20 protein-coding genes are annotated in these 18,029 nt (G+C 59.7%); 5 read left to right on the top strand and 15 right to left on the bottom strand.

From position 1 onward, the window contains the following. Positions 1–51: 51 nt before the first annotated feature. Both ACP7B9_RS16295 and ACP7B9_RS16290 read right to left on the bottom strand, forming a co-directional pair. Positions 52–858 carry a carbon-nitrogen hydrolase family protein gene (locus ACP7B9_RS16295; RefSeq protein WP_425865038.1) on the bottom strand — a complete coding sequence of 269 codons (807 nt, stop codon included), beginning with the start codon at positions 856–858 and terminating at the stop codon, positions 52–54. Positions 859–1,032: 174 nt separating this feature from the next. Beyond that, complete coding sequence (locus ACP7B9_RS16290) at positions 1,033–2,322, bottom strand: adenylosuccinate synthase (protein ID WP_425865009.1); 1,290 nt, start codon at positions 2,320–2,322, stop codon at positions 1,033–1,035. A 381-nt stretch (positions 2,323–2,703) separates the two neighbouring features. Between ACP7B9_RS16290 and ACP7B9_RS16285 the strand changes: the two genes are divergently transcribed. Both ACP7B9_RS16285 and ACP7B9_RS16280 read left to right on the top strand, forming a co-directional pair. Then, positions 2,704–3,231 (top strand): MarR family winged helix-turn-helix transcriptional regulator, encoded by a 528-nt coding sequence (locus ACP7B9_RS16285; RefSeq protein WP_425865008.1) that lies wholly within the window; start codon positions 2,704–2,706, stop codon positions 3,229–3,231. Positions 3,232–3,267: 36 nt separating this feature from the next. Beyond that, complete coding sequence (locus ACP7B9_RS16280) at positions 3,268–4,068, top strand: SDR family oxidoreductase (RefSeq protein WP_425865007.1); 801 nt, start codon at positions 3,268–3,270, stop codon at positions 4,066–4,068. 11 nt (positions 4,069–4,079) lie between these two features. Here the strand turns inward: ACP7B9_RS16280 and ACP7B9_RS16275 are convergent, their stop codons facing one another. From ACP7B9_RS16275 to ACP7B9_RS16260, 4 genes are all read right to left on the bottom strand, one after another. Further along, positions 4,080–4,415, bottom strand: a complete 336-nt coding sequence (locus ACP7B9_RS16275; protein WP_425865006.1) for a hypothetical protein — start codon at positions 4,413–4,415, stop codon at positions 4,080–4,082. 101 nt (positions 4,416–4,516) lie between these two features. After that, positions 4,517–4,942 (bottom strand): DUF3151 domain-containing protein, encoded by a 426-nt coding sequence (locus ACP7B9_RS16270; RefSeq protein ID WP_425865005.1) that lies wholly within the window; start codon positions 4,940–4,942, stop codon positions 4,517–4,519. Next, complete coding sequence (gene fbaA / locus ACP7B9_RS16265; protein WP_425865004.1) at positions 4,943–5,965, bottom strand: class II fructose-bisphosphate aldolase; 1,023 nt, start codon at positions 5,963–5,965, stop codon at positions 4,943–4,945. A gap of 175 nt (positions 5,966–6,140) precedes the next feature. After that, positions 6,141–6,830 (bottom strand): TrmH family RNA methyltransferase, encoded by a 690-nt coding sequence (locus tag ACP7B9_RS16260; protein WP_425865003.1) that lies wholly within the window; start codon positions 6,828–6,830, stop codon positions 6,141–6,143. 98 nt (positions 6,831–6,928) lie between these two features. Here ACP7B9_RS16260 and ACP7B9_RS16255 point away from each other — a divergent pair, with 98 nt between their 5' ends. Both ACP7B9_RS16255 and ACP7B9_RS16250 read left to right on the top strand, forming a co-directional pair. Further along, positions 6,929–7,723: an HAD-IIA family hydrolase gene (locus ACP7B9_RS16255; protein ID WP_425865002.1), complete on the top strand. Its 795-nt coding sequence runs from the start codon at positions 6,929–6,931 to the stop codon at positions 7,721–7,723. 2 nt (positions 7,724–7,725) lie between these two features. Next, positions 7,726–8,307: a GNAT family N-acetyltransferase gene (locus ACP7B9_RS16250; RefSeq protein ID WP_425865001.1), complete on the top strand. Its 582-nt coding sequence runs from the start codon at positions 7,726–7,728 to the stop codon at positions 8,305–8,307. A 31-nt stretch (positions 8,308–8,338) separates the two neighbouring features. Here ACP7B9_RS16250 and ACP7B9_RS16245 read toward each other — a convergent pair whose 3' ends face one another. The 9 genes from ACP7B9_RS16245 to ACP7B9_RS16205 all read right to left on the bottom strand — a co-directional run bounded on the left by ACP7B9_RS16245 (position 8,339) and on the right by ACP7B9_RS16205 (position 17,065). Then, a complete protein-coding gene (locus tag ACP7B9_RS16245) occupies positions 8,339–8,971 on the bottom strand; it encodes a thymidine kinase (RefSeq protein ID WP_425865000.1) in 633 nt (210 codons plus the stop codon). 196 nt (positions 8,972–9,167) lie between these two features. Then, positions 9,168–9,734 carry an orotate phosphoribosyltransferase gene (pyrE, locus tag ACP7B9_RS16240; protein WP_425864999.1) on the bottom strand — a complete coding sequence of 189 codons (567 nt, stop codon included), beginning with the start codon at positions 9,732–9,734 and terminating at the stop codon, positions 9,168–9,170. Between the two features lie 37 nt (positions 9,735–9,771). Further along, positions 9,772–11,001 carry a D-mannonate dehydratase ManD gene (gene manD / locus ACP7B9_RS16235; protein ID WP_425862484.1) on the bottom strand — a complete coding sequence of 410 codons (1,230 nt, stop codon included), beginning with the start codon at positions 10,999–11,001 and terminating at the stop codon, positions 9,772–9,774. A gap of 48 nt (positions 11,002–11,049) precedes the next feature. Then, positions 11,050–11,982, bottom strand: a complete 933-nt coding sequence (locus ACP7B9_RS16230) for a sugar kinase (RefSeq protein WP_425865037.1) — start codon at positions 11,980–11,982, stop codon at positions 11,050–11,052. Between the two features lie 32 nt (positions 11,983–12,014). Further along, a complete protein-coding gene (locus ACP7B9_RS16225) occupies positions 12,015–12,674 on the bottom strand; it encodes a bifunctional 4-hydroxy-2-oxoglutarate aldolase/2-dehydro-3-deoxy-phosphogluconate aldolase (protein WP_425864998.1) in 660 nt (219 codons plus the stop codon). Positions 12,675–12,682: 8 nt separating this feature from the next. Then, positions 12,683–13,831: a galactonate dehydratase gene (gene dgoD, locus ACP7B9_RS16220; RefSeq protein ID WP_425864997.1), complete on the bottom strand. Its 1,149-nt coding sequence runs from the start codon at positions 13,829–13,831 to the stop codon at positions 12,683–12,685. 9 nt (positions 13,832–13,840) lie between these two features. Further along, complete coding sequence (locus ACP7B9_RS16215; protein WP_425864996.1) at positions 13,841–14,731, bottom strand: carbohydrate ABC transporter permease; 891 nt, start codon at positions 14,729–14,731, stop codon at positions 13,841–13,843. Beyond that, positions 14,732–15,667, bottom strand: a complete 936-nt coding sequence (locus ACP7B9_RS16210) for a carbohydrate ABC transporter permease (RefSeq protein ID WP_425864995.1) — start codon at positions 15,665–15,667, stop codon at positions 14,732–14,734. It lies immediately after the preceding gene. A gap of 111 nt (positions 15,668–15,778) precedes the next feature. After that, on the bottom strand, positions 15,779–17,065 hold the full coding sequence (locus ACP7B9_RS16205; protein WP_425864994.1) for an ABC transporter substrate-binding protein: 1,287 nt from the start codon (positions 17,063–17,065) through the stop codon (positions 15,779–15,781). A gap of 145 nt (positions 17,066–17,210) precedes the next feature. Here ACP7B9_RS16205 and ACP7B9_RS16200 point away from each other — a divergent pair, with 145 nt between their 5' ends. Beyond that, the gene (locus ACP7B9_RS16200; protein ID WP_425864993.1) at positions 17,211–18,020 is read left to right on the top strand and encodes a FadR/GntR family transcriptional regulator; all 810 of its coding nucleotides are present in this window, start codon (positions 17,211–17,213) and stop codon (positions 18,018–18,020) included. The last annotated feature ends 9 nt before the right edge of the window (positions 18,021–18,029 follow it).

Here is an 18,029-nt window from a genome sequence, read left to right as displayed (position 1 = left end):
CTCCTGATCCCGACACTAATCACAGGCTGATTCCACGTCAACGGCGACTTTCTATCCGGCCGGGGTAACCACCGGATTGCTGTCGAAGCGACGGTTGCTTAGAACCGGCAGAAATTCCCGAACTTCCTCGACGCGCCGGTGCGTCACATCCGCGGTGGCGATCCCTTCGGCTTCTTCATTGAGGAAGTCGATGGGAATGCCCATGGGGTCAAGAATGGCGGAGTGGCCAATGCAGTGGCTGCTGGACGTCCCCGCGGCCGCCACCCAGCAGGTATTCTCAATGGCGCGCGCCTTCAGCAGCGTCTCCCAGTGGTCCACCTTGTGTTCGCCCTTGAACCAGGCGGCAGAAACACAAATCAGATCCACCCCTGAAATCGCCAACGCACGCGCCAACTCCGGGAAGCGGATGTCGTAACAGGTCATGATGCCCACCTTGAACCCGCCAACCTCCACCACTGTGACGCCCTTGTCCCCAGGCTTGATCCGGGTGGACTCCTGGTAGGAGAACGCGTCGTAAAGGTGCAGCTTGCGGTACGTTCCCAAAATTTCGCCGTCATCACCCACCGCCACCAAGGTGTTGTACGGGCGGGGCTCGCCACTGGATTCGTATCCGCCGGCGATCACTGCGATCCCGGCATCGGCGGCAATCAGGGAAAGTCCCTGCACAAACGTGGTCCACTGGGCATCGACCGCGGCCGAAAAGTCACCGTCCACCTGCCCCACGGAGAACATTGCCTCTTCCGGGAACAGGATCAGTTTGCTGCCCTCTTGGGCCGCCGATGCGGAAAGCCTGCGCATGGTTGCCAGGTTCGCGGTAACATCCCCGCCTGGGTTGAATTGTCCAACACTGACTTTCATGGCCATGGGTCCTTCCATCGGGCTAACGAGTAAAAACAGCCTAGCCCGTCTTGCACACGGCTGCGTCCCAGGCGAGTAACGCAAAGGTCGGCAACGCAAAAAGGCGAGTTCGACGCCGGAACTTACGTTCCGGCGTCGAACTCGCCTTCCGAGGTACTGTGCTGCGCTGTGCTGCTAGTCGTTGATGAGGTCGAAGCGCACGATCGTCTGGTCACGGGCAGGGCCAACGCCGATGGCGGAGAGCCGGGTTCCGGACATGCCTTCAAGTGCCAGCACGTAGTTGCGTGCGTTCTCCGGCAGATCATCCAAGGTGCGGGCACCGGTGATGTCCTCGGTCCAGCCCGGGAAGTACTCGAAGATCGGCTTCGCATGGTGGAAGTCGGTCTGCGTCATGGGCATTTCATCGAAGCGAACACCGTCCACGTCATAGGCGACGCACACAGGGATCTGCTCGATGCCCGTGAGGACGTCAAGCTTGGTGACGAAGTAGTCCGTGAAACCGTTGACGCGGGAAGCGTGGCGGGCCAAAACGGCGTCGTACCAACCGCAGCGACGCGGGCGGCCGGTGTTGACACCGAACTCGCCACCGGTCTTTTGCAGGTACAGACCCATGTCGTCGAACAGCTCCGTGGGGAACGGTCCGGCGCCAACACGGGTGGTGTAGGCCTTGATGATGCCCACGGCGCGGGTGATGCGGGTGGGGCCAATGCCTGATCCAACCGAGGCGCCACCGGCGGTCGGGTTGGAGGAGGTAACGAACGGGTAGGTGCCATGGTCAACGTCCAAGAACGTTGCCTGGCCGCCTTCCATGAGCACCACTTCGCCGCGATCCAAGGCTTCATTCAACACAAACGTTGCGTCGATGACCATGGGGCGCACGCGCTCGGCGAAGGCGAGGAAGTACTCCACGACTTCCTCAACCTCGACGGCGCGGCGGTTGTAGACCTTCACCAGCAGCTCGTTCTTCTGCTTGAGGGACCCTTCCACCTTTTGGCGCAGGATGGACTCGTCGAAAAGGTCCTGAACGCGGATGCCCAGGCGGGCCACCTTGTCCATGTAGGCCGGGCCGATGCCGCGGCCGGTGGTGCCAATGGCACGTTTGCCAAGGAAACGCTCGGTGACCTTGTCCAGCACCTGGTGGTACGGGGCCACTAGGTGGGCGTTGGCGGAAATGCGCAGCTTGGACGTGTCCGCACCGCGGGCCTCTAGGCCCTCGATTTCCTCAAACAACGCCTCAAGGTTCACAACGCAGCCGTTGCCAATAATGGGTGTTGCATTGGGGCTCAGAATACCGGCAGGAAGGAGCTTGAGCTCATACTTCTCACCGCCTACGACTACGGTGTGCCCGGCGTTGTTTCCACCGTTGGGCTTCACTACATAGTCGACCAAACCACCCAGAAGATCTGTGGCTTTGCCTTTACCTTCGTCACCCCACTGGGCGCCGACGATTACGATTGCTGGCATGGGACCCTCCCCTTGCTCATAAGTTGAGCCGGACGCTGCAGAGACCAGCGGTTGTTCCGCCGTGCGGTGTCCGGGCACGAAAATACCCCTTGGGAACCACCGGCGTTCCTCAGCAATTACCGAGCCCGCAGGTGATCAAGGGGGTCTTACCCACTAAGTTTACCGGAATGCCGTAGCTCACGCACATTAACGCCACCACATGGAAGAAGCCCGTACACCGACCCGTCACATAATGCCGCTTAGATGCTCCTAAGCGGCATTATGTGACGGGTCGACGGGAACGCCAGACTGCCGTCGCACTTTATGCTGTCTTGAGGACACTAAAAGGAGTAGACTGCGTTTAGGACACTTCAATTGATATCCGGGAAAAGGGGAAATACCATGCTTTCCAACACCACCGACCAGGCTGCCGCAACTGCCATCCCGGCTTCTCAGCAAGCCACCGGCCTAGCAGATGGCGCAGCGCTCATCGCTTCCCTGACCCGGGTGCTAGCCGAATGGACGGCTCCGGAATTTCTCACCGCCGTTGCCGCACGCGAGGGCGTGGCCCTCGATCCAGGCGCCATCACCATGATCACCATACTCTCGCACAACGGGCCACTGCGGCCTTCTCACTTGGCTACCAACATGGTGACCGGAGCCTCCAATATCAGCAAAATTGTTGGCCGACTTTCGAGCGCTGGCCTGGTGGAGCGAGTTGCTGACCCCACCGATGCCAGGGCGCAACGGGTGCAGTTGAGCACTGCTGGTCACAAAGTTGCCGCTTCGTTAGTCCGCGCCGGCAATGGTTTGGTTGACCAGCTGCTGGACGGCTGGCCGGAGCGGGACTGCGCAGAGTTCACGCGCCTCCTGGCGAAATTCGAGAAATCCACCATCGTGTTGGCCGCACAGCTGGGCAACAAGCCCTAATTTTTATCCACGCAACAACTCCCAAGGAGTTTTGAAATGACAAGCACCACCACTCCCCGCACGTACATTGTCACCGGTGCAGGATCTGGCATCGGCGCCTCAACCGCTGCCCTGCTGCGTGAACGCGGCGAGACTGTTATTGGCGTTGACCTAAAGGGCGCCGAAATTGAAGCCGACCTCAGCACTGCTGCGGGCCGAAAGTCCGCCGCGGAAAGTGCCATTGACCTGGCCGGAGGCAGCATTGACGCAGTCATCGCCTGCGCCGGCATCGCGGCACCCATTCCATTGACCGTCAGCGTAAACTACTTCGGCGTCACCGAATTCCTGGAGTATCTGGCACCGGTCCTGGCCAAGAGCGCGGCGCCGCGTGCCGCCGTCGTCAGTTCCGCTGCGTCCTTGCAGGTCAACTCCCCCGAGCTCGTCGAGGCGCTGCTGTCCGGAGACGAGGCTGCCGCTCTGGAAATCGGAGCCGCATTGGCCGCCCAAGGGCCACGCGCCGGTTACCTGAATTACCCCTCAAGCAAGCGAGCATTGAGCCGCTGGATCCGCCGGGAATCCATCACTGCACGGTGGGCCGGGGCAGGCATCCCGCTCAACGCCGTTGCTCCGGGCACGGTCATTTCGCCGATGACTGAGAAAATGCTCGCCACCGAAAATGGCCGGAAGCTTGTTGATGACAACATGCCGATGCCGCTGAACTACCACTCGGAATCAATCGTTTTGGCCCGGCTGCTCGCCTGGCTGACCAGCGAGGAAAACACGCACACCACGGGCCAGACCATCTACATCGACGGTGGTGTTGACGCGACCCTGCGCGGAGACAATATCTGGGACTAATCCAATCAGGTTTAGCCGGCGTTGGCGGAGAGTGCAGCCTCCACCAACGCCAACCACTGGTCTGCTGAGGCTAGTGGGACCAGCACCCAGTCCTTGAACGGTCTGCCCATCCCGGACGGATCAAAAAGTGCCGCTTCGGGCAGAGCGAGCGCCGCAGCGTGGGTAGCAGAATCACGACCCAGTTTGAACGCCACTCCGTCTCCGTGGAGACAGCCAACGGCCTTGCCTCCGGCCATCAGCGAGATGGCCCCGAACATTTTTCCTACAGTGACGCCGGCATTGGCGATGTCGGCGGCAAGCACGCCAAACGCTTCGAGGGCGACCGGCGATGAGACTGGTTTCTCCATGCCCACATTATGACTCATGGTTGCTCCCGCGCCGAGGTCCACCGACGCAAAAATGCCGCCGCTCCCGCAAAATGCGGTAGCGGCGGCATTTGCCGTAAACGCTAGAGAGCGGCTTCGATCGCGGCCGTGGCCAACGGGTCGGAGTCGTTCAGGAACGTGGCAATGCGGGCGGCTTCATCGGACTCGCCGATGGCACCTGCCGCACGGCCCAGTGCGTAGAGCGCACGCAGGAAACCGCGGTTTCCCTCGTGTGAGAACGGTACCGGACCGGTTCCGCGCCAGCCATTGCGACGCAGCGCGTCCAGTCCACGGTGGTAGCCGGTGCGAGCGTAGGCGTAGGACTCAATGGTCCGGCCTTCCGCATACGCCTCGTCTGCCAGGATGGCCCACAAGAGCGACGACGTCGGGTTACCGGCGGCCAGATCAACGGCCTCATCTCCGGCATCCAAACGCGCCTGAACATCTACCTCAGCCGGGAGCAGTGTTGGCTCCGGGCCGAGGAGGTTCTTGCGGAAATCGTCAGACATTTACTTGAACGTCTTGCCTGCGGAGCCAAGCTGCGAGGCAGCTTCAACAACGCGTGCTGCCAGACCCTTTTCGGCCGAGGCGCCCCAGACGCGGGGATCGTAGAGCTTCTTGTTGCCAACTTCGCCGTCAACCTTCAGGACGCCGGAGTAGTTGGAGAACATGTGGTCAACAACCGGACGCGTGTAGGCGTACTGGGTGTCGGTGTCGATGTTCATCTTGATGACACCGAAGGAAACAGCGTCAGCAATTTCCTGATCGGAGGAGCCGGAGCCGCCGTGGAAGACCAAATCGAACGGGTTTTCCTTGCCGATCTTGGCACCAACGGCTGCCTGGATTTCCTTCAGGAGTTCCGGGCGCAGCTTGACGTTGCCAGCCTTGTACACGCCGTGCACGTTGCCGAAAGTCAGAGCCGTGATGTAGCGGCCGTATTCGCCGGAACCCAGGGCTTCAACGGTGGCCAGGCCGTCTTCAATGGTGGAGTACAGCTTGTCGTTGATGGCGTTCTCTACGCCGTCTTCCTCGCCGCCAACAGCACCGATTTCAACTTCGAGGATCATCTTGGCAGCGTGGGTGCGGGCCAGCAGTTCGCGGCCGATGCGCAGGTTCTCTTCGAGGGTTTCGTGCGAGCCGTCCCACATGTGGGAGTTGAAGATCGGGTCGCGGCCGGCCTTGACCTCTGCCTCGGAGGCTTCCAGCAGGGGCAGAACGAAGCCGTCCAGCTTGTCCTTGGGGCAGTGGTCGGTGTGCAGAGCCACGTTGATCGGGTAGTTCTTGGCAACTTCGCGAGCGAATGCTGCGAAGCCCAAGGAACCGGCGACCATGTCCTTGACGCTGGCGCCGGACCAGTAAGCTGCGCCACCGGTGGAAACCTGGATGATGCCGTCGGTTCCGGCATCGGCAAAGCCCTGAAGGGTTGCATTAAGAGTCTGTGAGGATGTCACGTTGACCGCGGGGTAGGCGAATCCGCCAGCCTTGGCGCGGTCGATCATTTCGGCATACTTGTCCGGTGTTGCAATGGGCATGAAAAGCTCCTCTGGGCTGAACGGTACAAAGGGGCTGACGACACGTCAGTCCCGCATGGCTAGCTCCATCTTAGCGATTGCACTCAAAGTGGCGAACAAGATGAAGCCATGGTTCAGTCTGTGGACATTTTTCCAAGCACGACGCCGGGCGGCAGTGGGTGGCGAGCGCCCGGAACTAGCTGACGCTCTGGTTAAACACGTGGCGGCGGATCCAGGCGTGCATGGCGATGCCGGCCGCGGACGCGGCGTTGATGGAGCGGGTGGAGCCGAACTGTTCAATGGACAACGTGGTTTCCGCTGCAGCGTGCACCTCGTCGCTCAGGCCGGGGCCCTCCTGGCCAAACACAAAGACGCAGTTGCGGGGCAGCTCATACGTTTCCAGCTGCTCGGAATCCGGGAAGATGTCAATGCCGATGATCGCCAAACCTTCGCCCTTCGCCCAGATAACAAAATCTTCGACCGTGGGGTGGTGGCGGACGTGCTGGTAGCGGTCGGTGACCATGGCCCCGCGCTTGTTCCAGCGCCGTCGTCCGATGATGTGCACTTCCTTGGCAAGGAACGCGTTGGCCGTGCGCACCACGGTGCCAATGTTCATATCATGCTGCCAGTTTTCGATGGCGACGTGGAATTCGTGGCGGCGGGTGTCCAGCTCGGCCACAATGGCGCCCATGCTCCAGTACCGGTACTCATCGAGCACGTTGCGCCGGTCCCCGTTGGCCAGCAGCTCCGGGTCCCAATGATCGCCTTCCGGCAACTCGCCTTCCCACGGACCAACGCCAACTTCATGGTGCAGCTCGGGGTATTCGGGCGTCTCCGCGGGGGCGCCAGCGTCCGGCGCGGGGGAAGTGTTGTTGGAATTGCTCACCGGTTAACTTTAGCCGTTCCGTCCCCGCGCCATTCCCGTGCCCGCGGGCGCATCTGACAGACTGGGGTTGAACACCTTATGTCCCATCAGGAGGAACCATGAGCAACGTGCAAAAACGCCAGCCCGCAGACATCGAGTGCTGGCTCACAGACATGGACGGCGTTCTGGTCCACGAAAACAAGGCCGTACCCGGGGCCGCAGACCTGATCCAGCGTTGGGTGGACACCTCCAAACGGTTCTTGGTGCTGACCAACAACTCCATTTACACCCCGCGCGACCTCGCTGCCCGGCTCAAAGCCTCCGGTTTGGAGATCCCCGAGGAGAACTTGTGGACCTCGGCCCTGGCCACCGCCCAGTTCCTCAAGTCCCAGATGCCGCACGGCCGCGCCTACGTTATTGGCGAGGCTGGATTGACGACGGCGCTGCACGAGGCAGGCTTCATCCTCACCGATCAGAAGCCCGATTACGTGGTGTTGGGTGAGACCCGGAGCTATTCCTTTGAGGCAATCACCAAGGCCATCCGCCTCATTGGTGACGGTGCCCGGTTCATCGCCACGAACCCGGACGCCACGGGCCCGTCCATGGAAGGTCCGCTGCCAGCCACGGGAGCCATCGCGGCGTTGATTACCAAGGCCACCGGCAGGGACCCCTATATTGTGGGCAAGCCCAACCCGATGATGTTCCGATCGGCAATGAACCGGATTCAGGCACATTCGGAAACCACCGCGATGATCGGTGACCGGATGGACACCGACATCATCGCCGGAATGGAGGCCGGGCTGCACACGGTGCTGGTCTTTACCGGCATCACTCAGCCCGAAGACATCGACGCCTACCCGTTCCGCCCCAACCAGGCGCTGGGTTCCGTGGCAGATCTGTTGGACCACCTCTAAAAATGTCCACCGCGGTGGCGGCCATCAAGGCCGCCACCGGGAACAAGGAGTGCACCACGAGTACCGTCACCAGATTGCTGCAATTATCCGACGTGGAAGAGCTGACGGCGCTCTTCACCAGCAATCGGGAATTCCTCCGACCTTGGGATCCGGTGCGCGAGGATGTTTTCTTCACAGAGACCAAGCAAGCCGAGCTGGTTCGCGTTGCACTGGATGCCTATCAAGGCGGCACCATGGTTCCGCTGGTGATACTGAACCCGGAAGGCCGTCTTGCCGGGCGCCTGAACATCAACGGGATCGTTCATGGGGCGCTCCAATCAGCCGCACTTGGCTATTGGATATCTGAATCTGAGAACGGTGCGGGACTTGCCAGCGCCGCCGTTGCCGAGGCAGCTGACTACGCGGCACAGCAACTTGGCCTCCACCGACTACAGGCTGAAACGTTGGTGCACAACATTCGCTCACAAAAGGTGTTGGCGAAGAACGGCTTCACGCGCTATGGTCTGGCTCCCAAATACCTGAAAATTGCTGGGCAGTGGCAGGACCACATCCTGTTCCAGCGAATCCTCGAGTCCGAGGAATAACAGCCGGAGGCGTGACGTCGGCCGGCGCTCCTTATGCTCCGGAGCCCAGCTGTCCCCCGGACGCCTCGAGGTAACAGTTGCCGCACAGTGATTCGTACCAGACGTCGGCACCCTCGATGGCGACCTGATCGCCGTCGAACACTATGTCATTGCCAACCCGGCGGGTGTTGAACATAGCTTTGCGGCCGCAGCGGCAGATGGTTTTCAGTTCCTCGAGGGAATGTGCGATTTCGAGCAGCCTGGCCGCTCCAGGGAAAGCGCGGGTGCGGAAGTCGGTCCGGAGTCCGTAGGCCAGCACCGGCACTCCGTCGAGGACGGCGATCCGGAAGAGGTCGTCAACCTGGGAGGGGTCCAAGAACTGGGCTTCATCCACCAAGAGGCAGGCCACGGGCGCCATGTCTACATGCTCCAGCAGCGCGTCGGGATCATCGCCGGCCACCTGAGTGGCAAAGAGTGCCCGGGCATCTGCGCCCGGAGGGATGACGAAGTCAACTTCCCTGCTGACGCCCAAGCGCGAAACAATGGAGCTTTCGCCCTTCGTGTCCACACCGGGCTTGGCCAACAGGACTCGTTGGCCGCGTTCCTCATAGTTGAAGGCTGCTTGCAACAGGCCCGTTGACTTGCCCGAATTCATGGCGCCATGACGGAAATAGAGCTTCGACAAAACTGTCCTCTCCCTGCCTTGAGCAAGGTTGTTAATTCTGGCTAAGCAGAAGTTACGAATCGGTACTTCTACCCCGGCAACAGCTACAGCCTGTCCGAGGCCTCGTCAGCGGATGCCGTGTTGCGCGTTCATGAGCGCACCGGGCACGCCGCCGACGAGATTCACAACATCACCTTGGCGGTTTAGGGCAGCTGGTTCAGGCCAGGCCGAGCTCGTCCTTGCCGAAGATGAACAGGTAAGGCACGTTGGCTTCTGCCTCGATGCGCTCCTTGGCTCCGGTGTCGCGGTCAACAATCACGGCGACGGCCACGATGTTGCCGCCTGCCTTGCGCACACCTTCGACGGCGGTCAGAGCGGAGCCACCCGTGGTGGAGGTGTCTTCCAGAACCACGACCTTGCGGCCATCGACTCCGGGGCCTTCAACCTGACGGCCCATGCCGTAGGACTTCTGCGCCTTACGGACAACGAACGCGTCAATGGCGCGGCCGGCATCACCGGCGGCGTGCATCAAGGCGGTACCAACGGGATCGGCGCCCATGGTCAAACCACCGGCGGTTTCAAATTCGATGCCGGCGTCATCCAGCATGGCCAACATGACGCGGCCGGCGAGGCGTGAGGCCTCGTGGTGGAGCGTGATGCGGCGCAGGTCGATGTAGTAATCGGCTTCCTTGCCGGAAGACAGGATTACCTTGCCGTGAACAACGGCCAGCTCCTTAACAAGTTCGAGTAAGCGGGCGCGGTCAGCAGCAAGTGTTGAGGTCATGGGATCCATTCTAAATGGATCCCATGACCTGCGCCGATCACCAGTCGTGAACCGTTCCATCAACAAGACGGTTGTACGGCAGGTACGCCTGCTGGTACGGGAACGCCTTAGCGGCTTCCTCGTTGAATTCCACACCGATGCCGGGCGCATCACCGGGGTGGAGGTAACCATCCTTGAACGTCATGGACTGCTGGAAGACCTCGTTGGTCTTATCCGAGTGCTGCATGTATTCCTGAATACCGTAGTTGTGGATGGCTAGGCCAACGTGCAACTGCGCGGCGAAACCGATAGGAGAGATATCGGTGGGGCCATGGAAACCGGACTTGATCTGGTACTGCGCGGCGTAGTCCATGACCTTCTTCAACGGCGAGATGCCGCCGAAGTGAGTCGAGGCAGCGCGCACGTAGTCAATGAGCTGTTCCTTGATCAACGTCTGGAAGTCATAGACAGTGTTGAAGATTTCACCAATAGCCAGCGGTGTGGTGGTGTGTGAACGCACCAGACGCAACGCTTCCTGGTTCTCTGCCGGGGTGCAGTCCTCCAACCAGAACAAGTCATACGGCTCCAACGACTTGCCCAACTTGGCGGCCTGGATCGGCGTCATGCGGTGGTGACCGTCGTGCAGCAGCGGGATCTCCGGACCAAATTCGTTCCGGACAGCTTCGAATACTGTGGGCAGGTGACGCAGGTACGCGCGGGTGTCCCAGTCTTCTTCCTGCGGGTACGTGCCACGACCGGCGGGCTCGTAATCGTAACGCTCCCCCGAAGCCTGAGCCTGGGCAGCAACACCGTACACAGCCTTGATGCCCGGAACAGCTGTCTGGATACGGATGGACTTGTAGCCCAATTCCAGGTGCTCACGCACGGAATCAAAGAGCTGAGGAAGATCGGCACCGGAGGCGTGGCCGTAAGCGCGCAAACCGTTACGTGAAGCACCGCCGAGGAGCTGGTATACCGGCAGGCCAGCGATCTTGCCCTTGATGTCCCACAACGCCATATCGACGGCGGCGATCGCGGCCATCGTGACCGGGCCGCGGCGCCAGTACGAGCTGCGGTAGATGAACTGCCAGGTGTCCTCGATGCGGTGCGGATCGCGACCGATCAGCAACTGAGCAACATGCTCCTTCAAGTACGCGGCCACGGCGAGCTCGCGCCCGTTCAGGGTCGCGTCACCAATACCAACAACACCTTCATCGGTGGTGACCTTCAAGGTCACGAAGTTACGGCTGGGACTAGTGACAAATACTTCTGCGGAAACAATTTTCACGCGATAATTCCTCTCTTGTGAGAGCGCCCGGTATTTACGCCCAGCAGCTCAGCGTTGCGTGCTTCCCATTTCTTGCGAGCCCAGTAGACCCAGTTCTTCTCGAGTCGGCAGGCCTTCCCAGTCACCCTTGGTGCTCACCGCGAAGGCCCCCATGAGGTTGCCCCTACGGAGTCGGGCCTCGATAGGCTCACCGTCTAAGAGCCCTGACAAATATCCGGCGGTAAAGGCGTCGCCCGCTCCCACCGTGTCAACGGAGCTGACGGGCAAAGCCGCCACATGAAAACGTCCCGCAGCTGTGTAAACCTCCGCGCCGTCGGCACCAAGTTTCACCACGACCTCTTCGACGCCTTGATCCAGCAATTCTGCTGCCAGAGTCGGTATCGCCAGATCCTGCGTGGACTCGTTGGGGCGAGCAGAAAGCAGGCCCAGTTCGTCCTCCGAGGCGACCACTATTTTCACGTGCCGGGCTACCCGCGAAAGTACATCGCGGGCTTCCTGTCTCGACCACAGCTTGTTGCGATAGTTCACGTCCAAAGAGAGAATCATGCCTCGGCCGGCAGCCTCGGCGGCCGCGTAGTCAAAGGCCTCACGGGCATGAGGTGACAGCGCCGGCGTAATCCCCGTCAAATGCAGCAGCCTCGCGGATGCTGCCAAAGCGGGCTCGACATCCGTGAGGCTGACTTCCGATCCTGCCGAACCTTGGCGGTAGTACAGCGCCCTGCTAATGTCAGCCGTGCGTTGTTCGAGGAACATGACGCCCGTGGCCCGGTCTGGATCCACCGAAATTTGCCCATCAACTGCTTCAGCTCGAAGCTGGCGCCGGATGAACTCTCCGTGCGGATCCTGTCCTATCCGGCCTACCCATTTGGTGGCATGCCCCAATCGCGACATCGCAACAGCTACATTGGCCTCGCTGCCGGCCATGTGCGTTGTCAATGGTCCCCCCTGCGCCAACGGCCCCTGGGACCGCAATGAGACCATTGCCTCACCGAAAGTCAGCAGCTCTACCGCCGTCATTGCAGCCGACTTTTTGCCCCGAAACGACTGGCCGCCGCGAGATATTCACGAGCGCGTTCTCGCAGTGGTCCCAGATCTCCTCCCGCCGAGGCCGCATCACCAACGAGCGGCCCACCCGGCCCGACCGCGAGCGCACCGAGGTTCCAGTACTCCTCGGTTTCCTTCAACCCGACGCCGCCAACGGCGATAAACGGCACCTGCGGGAATGGATCCCGCAGCGCCTTCAGGTATTTTGGGCCACCCGACGAGGCGGGGAACAGCTTGATTAGCGTGGCTCCCTGGATCATCCCCGCGTTGATCTCCGTTGGCGTCAATGCCCCAGCTACCACGGGCAGGCCCTGCCGGACACCTTCGGCAACAGCCTCACAAATTGCGGGGGTGACGATGAACTGGCCACCGGCGGCAATGACGTCAGTAACGTTTTGCACGGTCAGTACGGTGCCCGCTCCCACCTGCGCTCCGACGGGCGCCTTGGCTCGGATCTCTGTAATCGCAGCGAGCGCATCGGGCGTCGTGAGCGCGACCTCCACATAGCGAAAACCTTCCTCCATGAGCGCCAGCGCCGCATCAGCCGCGAATTTTCCGCTGCTGCCACGAACAATGCCAATCAATCCGGCCTTTTGCACACCGGCCACAAACTCTTCAGGAGTTTCCATTGCTTCCATCACCATTCTGCAAATGAGCCGTCGGAGTGTCGCCATACGGGGCCGCGCCACGCATGGCCGCGCTTGTCGGCTTCCCGCACAGCGTTTTCATCTATTTCAATGCCGAGCCCGGCCCCGGTGAGACGTTCAAAATGACCGTCAACAAACTTCAGAGGCTCGGTGTTGGCGACATAATCCAGCACCTCGGCACCCTTGTTGTAGTGGATACCAATACTTTGCTCCTGGATGAGGTAGTTCGGCGTCGAAAAACCAACCTGCAAACATGCGGCCAGGGCGAGCGGACCCAAGGGGCAATGTGGTGCCAACTGGACGTCATAAACTTCCGCGAGAGCCGCAATCTTGCGTACCTCCGTAATGCCACCGGCGTGGGACAAATCTGGCTGGGCTACCGCGATTCCGGCCTGAAGCGCCGGCAAGAATTCCTGCCGGTTATAGAGCCGCTCACCTGTTGCCACGGGAATCGTAGTGGACGAGACGAACTGTGCCAGCAGATGCGAGTTCTCCGGAACTACTGGCTCCTCCAAGAAGAAGGGACGGAACGGCTCTAACAAGGGCGCCACTTTTCGGGCGTTCGCCAGCGTGAAGCGACCGTGAAAATCGACGGCGACATCCCGGTGTTCCCCCAACACTTCGCGAGCCGCGGCGACACGGCGCACAACGCCGTCGATCTCGGCAACTGTCCCCAACGGACTCATCTTGCCACTCGCGTTCATCTTTACGGCGGTCAGTCCGACTTCCAGCTGAGCTGCAATGGAATCGGCAACCTCATCCGGTTCGTCACCGCCGACCCACCCATAAGCGCGGATCCGGTCCCGGACGTGGCCGCCCAGCAACTGGTGCACTGGGGTGTTGAAGTGTTTCCCGGCGATATCCCACAAAGCCTGATCCAGTCCGGAAACGGCGCTCGAAAGGATCGGCCCACCCCGGTAGAACGAGCCCTTGGTCATAACCTGCCAGTGGTCCTCGATCCGGAGAGCATCCTGCTCCATGAGAATTTCGGACAGCTGATCCACGGCGGTCCGAACCGTTTCGCTTCTGCCTTCGCAGGTCGCCTCGCCCCATCCAACGATTCCGCTGGAGGTTTCGATCCGGACAAACAACCAGCGCGGCGGCACCAGGAATGTTTCAATCTTGACGATCTTAGTCACCGACGGTACCTATCCCTTGGTCGCGCCGGCGGTCATACCGGACACAATGTACTTCTGCGTGAAGAGCGCAATGATCATAATCGGCACGGTCACCACGGTGGCCGCAGCCATGAGTCCACCCCAGTCGATACTGGCGTAAGAGACAAAGTCAAAGATGGCTACCGGCAGAGTTTTTGTCTTGGATCCGGAAAGAACCAAGGCGAACATGAAGTTGTTCCACGAGAAAATGAACGACAGGATTCCGGCGGTGGCCATGCCTCCCACCGACAAGGGCAAGGTGATCCGCTGGAAAGCGCCAATCGGTGTCAATCCATCGACCTGTGCCGACTCTTCCAATTCCAACGGCATCGAGTCGAAGTAGCTCATCATGATGTAGACAATCAATGGCAAGGCCACAAACATGTGGCTCAGGATCAAAACGGTGAAGCCGCCAACCATTTTCATGTTGGAGAAGACGTAGTACCAAGGCACGAGCAAGGAGATACCCGGGATAACGCGCGCCATAAGAACCACGAGCGCCGAACGATGCATGGTGAATCGGCTCATGGCATACGCGGCAGGTACACCGAGGACCAGGGACAAGATGGTGGAGACTGTGGCAACCCAGAAGCTATTGAAGATGAAGACGAAATAGTTATTGCGGGTCAACACATTGGCGTAATTTTCCCATGTGGGGGTGAAGAAGAAGGTCTTCGAGGAATCGTAGATATCCACATTTGTCTTCAAGGAAGAGGCTACGAGCCAGGCCAGAGGCGCTAGCAGGAAGAGAACAACGAGCGCCAACGCCACAAAGCGAAAACGCTTATACGCAAGCGCCCCTAGCGGACGGCGCCTGGCCGTATTGGCTCTCCGGCCGGTCACGGTTGGCTGACTATTCGGCGTACTGATTGTGCTTGACATCTACTTGCTGCCTTTCTTACGCCGGGTCAGGATCCACATGACGCCAATGATGATGAAGAAGAAGATCATGAGAACGGCGGATGACAAGCCATACTCGTTGTAATCGAAGCTGAGGCCATACGCGTAGACGTTCAGGGTCTCAACCTCATGGAATGAACCGCCGCCCTTGCCCTTGGTGGCATAGAGGATGTCGAAGGTCTTCAGCGCATCAATGCTTCGCAGGAGAATAGCGACGATCACGGTGGGCATCATGAGCGGCAGCGTTACATAGATGAATCGCTGCCAGGCGTTCGCGCCGTCCATTCGGGCGGCCTCGTCCGGCTCATCCGACAGAGAGGTCAGACCCGCGAGCAGGATGAGTACAACCATGGGGGTCCACTGCCAGATATCCATAAAGATGGTGGTGGGAAGTGCTGTGTGTTGGCCCGAGAGCCAGGGCTGAGGGGGAATACCAACCCAGCCCAGCATCTGGTTGGCGAAGCCAATGTTCGGATCGAAAATGAGCCGCCACATCATGCCAACGGCAACCGGGGTGGCTACCAGGGGTAGCAGGATAGCGACACGGACCCACTTTTCACCGCGGAATGGACGCCACAACAACAGGGCGATCATCATTCCAAGAACTACCTCAACAACCAAGGCCGTGATAGTGAAAAATGCGGTGCGTCCAGTAGCCGGCCAGAATCGCTCGGTATCCGAGAGCACCTCAAGGTAGTTGGCGAAACCGATGAAGTCGGATGGTGCACGAACGGATCCGTGCGAGTCAGTCAGACTCAGGTAAACGGTCCACACGAGGGGAAAAATGATCAACAGTCCGACAAAAATCATGGCGGGGGCGGCAAACAACCATTTTCTATGATGGTTGGCCCAATCCGAGAAATTCTTCGGCTTCTTTGTTCCCCTGGCAACGGTGCCGGGGCTTGTGGAAACAGACATGGTTCACCTAAGGAGTTGGCGTGATGGGCTGATGTGGGGCGCTGAATGCACCCCAATAAGATTCAAGGAGTTTGCCGGGAGCGGCGGCAGCACGCCACCGCTCCCTACAAACTAGCGACCGTCAGAGTCGAGGAACTCCTGGAACGCCGTGTTGGCCTTGTCTGCGGCAGCCGCCGAATCGCCGCCAGTAATGGCGGTGACGATGGGCTCACCCACGATTTCACGAGCCTTACCAACAGTCACAACGAGCGGGCGGTCATGCCCTACGCCGTTCTCGGCGCTGACAGCAATCGCCGCAGCCAAATCCTTTGGGTAGGTAGAGGTGCCCTCAGGATCTGCCCAAACGGATGCGCGCGGACCGGGAACGCCAGCCTTCTGCGCCGCAAGGGTACGTTCCTTCGTAGTTGCCCACTCAATGAACTTCCAGGCGTTGTCCTGATTGCCCGAGGCCGAGTTGACTGCCAGGCCCCAGGAGGGAATGTTGTATGGCTTGGAACCGGCGGGCCCGGCGGGGATGGGCGCGAAGCCAACCTTGTCGGAAACCTTCGACTTGGCCGGGTCGGTTGCATTCTTGTAGAGCGAATCGGCTTCCGTGTAGAAAGCAGCACTTCCCTGAGTGAAGATAGCCATGGCTTCCGGCCAGCTCATATCCGTGCTGACATTTTCGGGGCCATAGTTGTGGATAAGCCCACCGTAGTATGCGTAGGCCTTCTTGGCAGCGTCGGAAGAGACGGCCGACTTTCCGGCCTCATCGATGAAGTCTCCACCAAAGCTGTAGAGGAAGCTTGAGAACTGAGTCACCGCAGCCGACTTATTGGTGCGGGCAACAAAGCCTGCGACGCCGGCGTTTGCCTCGGAAATAGTTTTGGCTGCCGATTCCAGCTCCTCCATAGTGGCCGGCACCTTCAGGCCAGCTGCCTCGAGGAGATCCTTACGGTAGTACAGGACTTCGCGCTCGGTAATGATGGGAACTCCAACTACTTTCCCTTCAAACGTCGTAGCCGACTTGGGCCCATCCTGGTAGTCGGCCCAGTTCCAGTCGGCATTGCTGGATACGTGCTCAGTGAGGTCGGCCAGGTACGTGTTCTGTGCAAATGACTTACCTTCCTGAAGCGGGCGGTACATCATGACGTCAATCTCGTCGCTGCCGGCGTTGAGCTTCACGTTGTACTGGTCGGAGAGCTGATCTTCACCAAGTTGTGTCAGCTCAACCTTGAGGCCACTAGCCTTCTCAAATTCGGGGATGGCGGCCTTGATTCCATCTGTCCAAACATGGTTGGCCAGCGTAACCCGGACAGTTCCGGAGGCTTCGGCGTCACTGCCAGAACCACATGCCGTGATACCAAACGGTACGAGGGATGCAACAGCCATGAGCTGAAGTACAGAGCGTCGCTTCATTACGACTTCCTTTGCGTTGTAAGGGAAAACCAGAAACAGACTCGTGAAGAAATTTGATTAAGTCTGCGTTATTAGTGATCTTAGACACATAAGGACTACATAATCAACTGTTTCTGAAGATATGTATGACAGCTACACTTTCCTCATGACAACTCCAATGGCGGAATCAGGGCACCCAAAGGCAAACGACACCCTTAAACGTCGCCCTGGCCCGGCTGGCTCCGTCATCAACTCCTTCATCAAGGAGGATCTTCACTCCGCACTCGTGGACAAACTGGGACTTGCAATTGTCACGAAGGAATACCCGCCGCAAAGCTTGATCCACATGGCAGATCTCGAAGAGCGCTTCGGTGTGTCGCGCTCTGTTGTCCGTGAGGTTATTCGTGTGCTCTCCTCCATGGGCCTGGTGACGTCCAAGCGGCGCTTGGGCACGGTGGTCCAGCCGGAGCGCGATTGGAACTTGTTTGACGCAGCCGTGATTCGGTGGCGGCTTGCCTCGGACCAGCGGTTGGAACAACTCAGGAGCTTGAGCGACCTACGGGTTGCCATCGAACCTCACGCTGCCCGGCTGGCCGCACAGCAGGCACCTTCATCCTCCGCCAGTGAGCTTGTCGGCCTCTCCGCAAAAATGTGGGCCGCCGCGCAGGTTGGTCACATCGAGGAATTCCTGGAACTGGACATCAAGTTTCATTCGCTGGTCTTGGAGGCTTCAGGGAATCCCATGTTCGCCCAGCTTCACTCCCTTGTCACCGAGATATTGGTGGGGCGTACGGAACATGGACTGATGCCTCTCACACCTGACCACGAGGCTTTGCAATTTCATGTTGATGTGGCGACTGCCATCCAACACGGCGACGCCGACGGAGCGCAGGCGGCAATGACCAAGATTGTGTACCAATCGATTGAAGAATCATCGACCATCTGGGATCGCGCCCATCCTGGCAATCAGGGCTGATTTCTTTTT

Origin of the sequence: Arthrobacter sp. TWP1-1 (genome assembly GCF_049897845.1) — a bacterium.
Classification (GTDB): Bacteria; Actinomycetota; Actinomycetes; order Actinomycetales; family Micrococcaceae; genus Specibacter.
The sequence above is the reverse complement of the archived record's forward strand: the minus strand, read 5'-3'. Positions and strand labels throughout refer to the sequence as shown.

What these genes read in the sequence shown, in the direction of transcription:
- ACP7B9_RS16270 (WP_425865005.1), bottom strand. Translation starts at nt 4,942, where the DNA reads ATGTCTGACGATTTCCGCAAGAACCTCCTCGGCCCGGAGCCAACACTG.
- fbaA (WP_425865004.1), bottom strand. Translation starts at nt 5,965, where the DNA reads ATGCCCATTGCAACACCGGACAAGTATGCCGAAATGATCGACCGCGCC.
- ACP7B9_RS16255 (WP_425865002.1), top strand. Translation starts at nt 6,929, where the DNA reads ATGAGCAACGTGCAAAAACGCCAGCCCGCAGACATCGAGTGCTGGCTC.
- ACP7B9_RS16280 (WP_425865007.1), top strand. Translation starts at nt 3,268, where the DNA reads ATGACAAGCACCACCACTCCCCGCACGTACATTGTCACCGGTGCAGGA.
- ACP7B9_RS16285 (WP_425865008.1), top strand. Translation starts at nt 2,704, where the DNA reads ATGCTTTCCAACACCACCGACCAGGCTGCCGCAACTGCCATCCCGGCT.
- ACP7B9_RS16230 (WP_425865037.1), bottom strand. Translation starts at nt 11,982, where the DNA reads ATGGTCTCATTGCGGTCCCAGGGGCCGTTGGCGCAGGGGGGACCATTG.
- pyrE (WP_425864999.1), bottom strand. Translation starts at nt 9,734, where the DNA reads ATGACCTCAACACTTGCTGCTGACCGCGCCCGCTTACTCGAACTTGTT.
- ACP7B9_RS16205 (WP_425864994.1), bottom strand. Translation starts at nt 17,065, where the DNA reads ATGAAGCGACGCTCTGTACTTCAGCTCATGGCTGTTGCATCCCTCGTA.
- ACP7B9_RS16295 (WP_425865038.1), bottom strand. Translation starts at nt 858, where the DNA reads ATGAAAGTCAGTGTTGGACAATTCAACCCAGGCGGGGATGTTACCGCG.
- ACP7B9_RS16210 (WP_425864995.1), bottom strand. Translation starts at nt 15,667, where the DNA reads ATGTCTGTTTCCACAAGCCCCGGCACCGTTGCCAGGGGAACAAAGAAG.
- ACP7B9_RS16250 (WP_425865001.1), top strand. Translation starts at nt 7,726, where the DNA reads ATGTCCACCGCGGTGGCGGCCATCAAGGCCGCCACCGGGAACAAGGAG.
- ACP7B9_RS16275 (WP_425865006.1), bottom strand. Translation starts at nt 4,415, where the DNA reads ATGGAGAAACCAGTCTCATCGCCGGTCGCCCTCGAAGCGTTTGGCGTG.
- ACP7B9_RS16290 (WP_425865009.1), bottom strand. Translation starts at nt 2,322, where the DNA reads ATGCCAGCAATCGTAATCGTCGGCGCCCAGTGGGGTGACGAAGGTAAA.
- ACP7B9_RS16215 (WP_425864996.1), bottom strand. Translation starts at nt 14,731, where the DNA reads ATGTCAAGCACAATCAGTACGCCGAATAGTCAGCCAACCGTGACCGGC.
- ACP7B9_RS16200 (WP_425864993.1), top strand. Translation starts at nt 17,211, where the DNA reads ATGACAACTCCAATGGCGGAATCAGGGCACCCAAAGGCAAACGACACC.
- ACP7B9_RS16225 (WP_425864998.1), bottom strand. Translation starts at nt 12,674, where the DNA reads ATGGAAACTCCTGAAGAGTTTGTGGCCGGTGTGCAAAAGGCCGGATTG.